The following is a 6,305-nucleotide window of genomic DNA, read 5'->3' as shown; positions in this document are numbered from 1 at the left end:
AAAAACCGCAAACCATTGAAAACACATGGCACCCAGTCTCAAAAACCTCGGCAGAACGACATCGAGGGTTCAGCCGGGTCAGAGTCCGGGATTTCGAGCTCAGCGCCCCATACTGCGCCGAACAGTGACGAGCGCGACGAGAGAACCTCTCGGGACGGAGCCTCAATCGCTCTGCCCGCCCATGTGGCCGGCTCCGGCGCGCTCGACCGGCTGATCGATACCGCCCGGGACTACGCCGAGGCCTCGACGGCTGGGAACACGAACAAGGCCTACGCCGCCGACTGGAAACACTTCACCCGCTGGTGCCGGCTGAAAGGCACGGAACCTCTGCCCCCCTCGCCTGAGATGGTTGGACTTTATGTAGCTGATTTGGCTGCACCAGCCGGGAAGGCCCCTGCCCTTTCGGTCTCCACGATTGAGCGTCGTCTCTCGGGGCTTGCCTGGAACTACAGGCAGCGCGGGTTCACTCTTGATCGCAAGAACCGCCACATCGCCACGGTTCTGGCCGGGATCAAACGCAAGCATACGCGCCCGCCGGTTCAGAAAGAGGCGATCCTGCCTGAGGACATCCAGGCCATGGTGGCCACCCTTCCTTTCGATCTCCGTGGGCTCCGAGACCGGGCGATCTTGCTTTTGGGTTATGCAGGCGGCTTGCGCCGGTCGGAGGTGGTCTGCCTCGATGTGCATAAGGACGATACACCGGACTCCGGCGGCTGGATCGAGGTCTTCGAAGGCGGTGTTTTGCTGACGCTAAACGCCAAGACCGGGTGGCGCGAGGTCGAGGTCGGGCGTGGTTCGTCAGAGCAGACCTGCCCCGTCCACGCGCTCGAACAATGGCTACACTTCGGACGCATCGACTTTGGGCCGGTCTTCGTGCGCACCTCGCGGGATGGCAAACGCACCCTCGAAGCCCGCCTTTCGGACAAGCACATTGCGCGACTGATCAAGGCAACCGTTCTGAAGAGTGGCGTCAGATCCGATCTGCCGGAAGCGAAACGGCTGGCAATGTTCTCTGGCCATTCCCTGCGCGCCGGGCTCGCCTCGTCGGCGGAGGTTGATGAGCGCTATATTCAAAAGCAACTCGGACATGCGTCGGCCGAAATGACCCGGCGCTATCAGCGGAGGCGCGACAGGTTCCGGGTGAACCTGACCAAAGCCGCAGGGCTGTGAAGGTCAGGAAACTTGACGCGTTGGTGAAGCGCTAAGGTGAAATTCCAGCGCTTCAGTTTCAGCTTACTGCTTCAATTGAAATCGGGAACTAAACGCGACAACGGCCCCTTGCCCGAGGTGCGTCGCTGGACACAAAGCCGCCTGCTGCGCGCTGTGAAGGCCTATGTTCGCGATGGGTTCCTGCCTGCCGAGGTGCTGGCCCGCGCCGGGCGCCGCGAAACCCACGACCGTCTGCCCGCGATCGTCGCCGGCATCAAGGGCGCAGATCCCGACATCACGCTTCAGGCGATCTGCACCCGGCTGGAAGCGATGCGCGAGCGCACGCCACGCGGGCGGACAAGCTGGCAGCCTTCTTCGGTGAAGATGCTACTGGAGCGGGCTGAGAGGCTGGGGCTGCTCGATTGAGATTCCCGAGAATCGCCCATCCGATTCTGCCGACTGATTTCTGTACGCACTCACAATACATCTTGTGGTCACTTCGTAGCTGGCAACGAGGTGTTGAAGTAGAGTGAGAGCGCAGTCGCCCAAGACGCTGATTTTTAACAGTTTACGGTCGACAGAAACCGGCGCCTTCAACGCCGCTAGGCCGCTCAACGGTTTGGTCTGGATTTATCCACAATATCTGTTAAGCTTTGTAAAACAATAAAGACTTGAGGGCAGTGATGAACGGGATACGGGCCTCCCAGAGATTTGAAGTCATGTCCAAGCGGCTTGGTAGTCGGTTGCGTGAACATGCGCAGGAAACCTTCCCACCGGACGCTCAGAAGGGCCTCCGACGCTTCGCCATGCGGGAAGCGGCTGAACTGCTTCGCATTAATCAGAATACCTTTCGCCATCATGTGTCAAACCTCGAAGGCTTTCCCGAAGGTGTCCTGGAGGGCGGCAACCGCCGTAGCTTCTCTGCAGAGGAGATGGTCGAGGCACAACGCGTACTTCTCGAGACTGGAAGGATCAAGCCAGAAGAACACCCGCACAGAAGACCGGGAGAGGCTTGTCAGGTCTTGACTATCTTCAACCTGAAGGGTGGCTCCGCCAAGACGTCATCTGTTGCCCATGTAGGGCAACTACTAGGTCTGCGCGGCTACCGGGTGTTACTGATCGACCTCGACAGCCAGGCAAGTCTGACAAACCTATTCGGGGTTACTCCCGAGCTGGATCCGGATATGCCGACGTCATACGATCTTATCCGATCCGACGATCCACTGCCCGCAACAGAGATCATTCGCAAAACAAACTTCCCGACCGTGGATCTGATCCCGGCATCCATGGACATCATGGAGTACGAGTTCGAGGTCGCCCTGAGCTTCAGACACGGCGCCACCACGTTCCATAGCCGCATCCGGGAAGCGCTTGAGCCCGTCCTCAACCGATATGATGTGGTAATATTTGACACCCCACCGCAGCTGAACTTCTCGGTGATCTCTGCCCTCTTTGCATCGACCGGGGTCCTGATCCCGCTCAACGCGTCGATGCTCGATGTCATGTCGCTGGCGAGCTTTCTGGGCATGGCGAGCAACCTGATGGGCGTCGTCGAGGCACACGCCCCGGAACATGGACTGAACTTCGTGCGAGTTCTGATCACCCGCTACGAAAATACGGATGGTCCGCAGGTGCAGATTTCGTCTCTGCTTCGGACAGTCCTCGGGGATGCCGTGCTGTCTGCCGAGTTCCTGAAATCAACAGCCGTGGGTGATGCTGCGAACACCCAGCAGAGCATCTTCGAGGTCGAACCTCGCGACGTGAACCGCAGAACTTACGAGCGCGCGATCGAGTCCGTCTCGCGCGTGACCGACGAAGTCGAACGCGAAATCCTGAAAGCATGGGGGCGTAGCCATGGCGCGTAAGGTCTTCGGGGACTCACTCAAGAACGCGATGGGCAAAACGCCGCCTTCAGACGACGATCTGGATGTGAAACGGACGAGCCCGACTGTAGCTCGCGCTCAAGCATCTGTGCTCGAAGAGGATAAACACGCCACGCGGCTGATCGACCCGACCGCCATACGGATGTCCGCGGTCATGGACCGCATCGATCCAAGCGATGGTCTGGATGAGCTTGTATCGTCGATCCGCGAGCACGGTCAAAAGGTTCCAGTGCTGGTTCGCCGAACCGAGGACGGTGCGCTTGAGATCGTCTATGGACGCCGTCGGCTTCTCGCTTGTCGCCAACTTGGTCAGAAAGTGCGCGCTACGGTCATGGAGATGACCGACGAGGAAGCTCTCATTGCCCAAGGCGTAGAGAATAATGCGCGCCAAGATCCATCTTTCATCGAAAGGGCTCTGTTTGTCGCCGGAATCATTCGAGAACTTGGGAAAACCGACGAAACGCGCAAGAACGCTCAAACGATCGCGTATCGGGCACTTCAGATCGATGAATCGCTCGTCTCGCGGATGAACCGTATCGCTACGGGCATCCCGATGGAACTGATTCAGGCTATCGGACCTGCACACGGCGTTGGTCGACGGGTTTGGGAAAAGCTTTTCAGGCTGTGCGAGAAAGACGTGGCGAGAGCCCGAGAAGTTGCCGGCAAAATCCCTCGCAACATACCGGGCCCCGACCGTCTCGAAGCGGCGGTTGCCTTGCTGACAGCCACCAAACCATCGACGCAGAAGACACACCCCAGTGAGCGCGTGAAGATCGGCCGAAAGGGCAACCGTATCACCATCGATGTGGACGCGGATCTTGTCCCTCGTGTTGAGGAGGCAGTCCGGAAGCTGGTCATGGAGCTTCTTGACCGCGGTCAAGACGGGCCAGAGTGACGACCCCCGTGTCTTGACCGCGGTCAAGACATCAAAAGCAACGAGCAGAAAACGAAAGGAGGACCGGCTAGAAAAAGAAAGACCCCCCGAAAGCGATGCTTCCGAAGGGCCTCAATCAGTCTCGACACCTGATTGATACCCCCAAAACGAATCGATTTCAACACCGCTCGCGGTGAAGGGGAAGCTTTTTCTTCCGAAACACCATGAGACATGCAAATGAAACAACAACCGCCCTGGCGGAACGGATATCTCTGCCCTGCCCTAACCCCTATGAGCTTCTGGGCCCAGTTCGCGTACTGAGGAAGGAGCTCGGCCTCACAACCAATGACCTAGCCGTTCTGACCGCGCTCATTAGCTTCCTACCCCGCAAAGAACGTGAGATTCGGGTCAGCCAGCGACTTACGCTCACTGTCGTGTTCCCATCGAACGCTTCTCTGTCAGAGCGCGCCAATGGGCTCGATGAGCGAACAATTCGACGCAGCCTGGGACGCCTCTCAGCTGCTGAACTGATCGAACGCAAGAATTCAGCAAATGGCAAACGCTTTCCGCTGCGGTATGGAGGCGTTATCAGAGATGCCTTCGGTATCGACCTGAAGCCCTTGATCGAGAGGTACAGCTCGCTCGTGACACAAGCCTTGCAGCTCACCGAAGAACGCGAGCGCTTGCGCTCACTGAAGGCTGAGGCGTTGGCCCTACGTGCTTCGCTACTCCAACAGACACGCTTCGATGAAGCAAAGCTCTCTACCCTCAACATGATCAGAAATGTCCTGCGTCGAGCAACATTAACCGTTGATGCAGTCCTGAGCGTTATCTCAGAACTTAGAGCCCTCGGAGCCGATACCGACGCAAGCTACGGTGAACACCATGCCGCAGCAAAAACTGGTACCGCAGATAATTTACTAACTATCGAAGACCGACCTCATACACCAGATTCCAACGATCTGACCGCCACAAACGGTCAAAATGTCCGGCACATAGAGTCTATAAAAAAAGAAATTAAAAAGAATGTTCCCACTACGGTCAATCGCCGTGAACAAACCGCACAAACCAAACCCACGATGAACCGAGACCCAGCACGCATGGCATGGGAAGACTTCACCCACGTTGCGGGATTTTTCCCACAACCGCCGCGCACAGGAGAAGCACTTACCCGCATTCTATACGACCTGGGTCGATTGCTTAGAATAAGCAAAGACGAACTGCGGCATGGCATCCAGAAAGCAGGCGCAGGAAAACTGCTTCTCATCTTTGACTACCTGATAGCAAAAGCAGACACGATCAAAAACCCTGACGCCTATTTTGAAAGGGTCCTACGCACACAACTTGCTCCCGCATGAACTTCTTGACCGCGGTCAAGAACCACCGGGAGAGGGAAAGGAGTGTAGGTTTGATGGTGACCGAAAGTGAGATCGGAAGAGTGGCTTCCGACGCCCGTCGTGGAGAATATCTGACGACCAAAGCTGTCCAGATAATCACCCTGCCCCGGTCCCTGGGTATCCCTTTCGACAAACTGATGTTGAGGCACTCCAACGCGTGGCGCATCAAGGCCGGCGTGTCCGCCGAGGACCTGGCCGAAGACATCGATCACCGCGGCCTCATACAGAGCCTGAGCTAGCGGCCCGTGTTGGCTGACGATGGTACCGAGACTGGCAAATTCGAGATCCCAACCGGGGGCCGCCGGTTCCTAGCATTGTCCCTGCTGGTAAAGGAGAAGCGTTTGGCAAAGACCACACCAATTCCCTGCATTGTGCGGGATGCAGCGTCCGACATCCTAGCCGAGGACGATTCCCTTGCGGGAAACTTGCAGCGCGTCGCTCTGCACCCGTTCTACCAGTTCCGCGCGTTTGTGTCCCTGCCTGACAAGGGTCAGACCGATGCTGCATGACCTCTTCCAGGGCGATGGCGACAGTTCACTCGAGAACCCTGCCTTGCTCGATCGGCTGGTGACGGAGAAACTCCAGGCCGAGGCTGAGAGGGTTGCGGTTGAGGGCTGGAAGTGGATCGAGGTCGCACTCGACCTACCCCACGGCCTGCGGTCCGGCACCTATGACGGATGAAGAAGAAGCGGTTCATACCAAACGGCTCTCCGAGTATTAGGCGCTGGAAGAAGAACACGCGGGACAGGATGAGACCCCCGCCGAGATTGATAAGCGGCTTCGCGTGTCGGAAGCGGAAATCGAAAAGATCGAGGCCCTGCCGTTAGTCTTCAATCCGACAGACATCGGGCGGGCAGGGGCGTTCGTCACGCTCGATCGCTACGGCGCGCTGGCAGTCTATCGCGGCTACGACCATCTGACCTCGGACGAGTCCATCGAGAACGGCATCACCGCCAATGTGTACACCTACACTGAGACCGTGCTGCGGTTCGGATGACTCAT

At 57.8% G+C, this 6,305-nt stretch carries 4 protein-coding genes and 2 pseudogenes; all 6 read left to right on the top strand.

The features are described from left to right. Nucleotides 1–165: 165 nt before the first annotated feature. Nucleotides 166–1,170 carry a tyrosine-type recombinase/integrase gene (locus tag ROSMUC_RS17290; protein WP_245875225.1) on the top strand — a complete coding sequence of 335 codons (1,005 nt, stop codon included), beginning with the start codon at nt 166–168 and terminating at the stop codon, nt 1,168–1,170. A 99-nt stretch (nt 1,171–1,269) separates the two neighbouring features. Then, nucleotides 1,270–1,575, top strand: a pseudogene (locus ROSMUC_RS17285) (recombinase family protein); the annotation flags it as partial. A 293-nt stretch (nt 1,576–1,868) separates the two neighbouring features. Next, nucleotides 1,869–3,014: a plasmid partitioning protein RepA gene (repA, locus tag ROSMUC_RS17280; protein WP_157801980.1), complete on the top strand. Its 1,146-nt coding sequence runs from the start codon at nt 1,869–1,871 to the stop codon at nt 3,012–3,014. Further along, on the top strand, nt 3,004–3,927 hold the full coding sequence (locus ROSMUC_RS17275; RefSeq protein ID WP_052115432.1) for a ParB/RepB/Spo0J family partition protein: 924 nt from the start codon (nt 3,004–3,006) through the stop codon (nt 3,925–3,927). Before repA ends, ROSMUC_RS17275 begins: the two co-directional genes overlap by 11 nt. A gap of 203 nt (nt 3,928–4,130) precedes the next feature. After that, a complete protein-coding gene (locus tag ROSMUC_RS17270; RefSeq protein ID WP_037275620.1) occupies nt 4,131–5,264 on the top strand; it encodes a helix-turn-helix domain-containing protein in 1,134 nt (377 codons plus the stop codon). A 53-nt stretch (nt 5,265–5,317) separates the two neighbouring features. Next, a pseudogene (locus ROSMUC_RS21705) lies at nt 5,318–6,249 on the top strand (ParB/Srx family N-terminal domain-containing protein); the annotation flags it as partial. Nucleotides 6,250–6,305: the final 56 nt, after the last annotated feature.

Origin of the sequence: Roseovarius mucosus DSM 17069 (assembly GCF_000768555.3) — a bacterium.
Classification (GTDB): domain Bacteria; phylum Pseudomonadota; class Alphaproteobacteria; order Rhodobacterales; family Rhodobacteraceae; genus Roseovarius; species Roseovarius mucosus.
The sequence above is the reverse complement of the archived record's forward strand: the minus strand, read 5'-3'. Positions and strand labels throughout refer to the sequence as shown.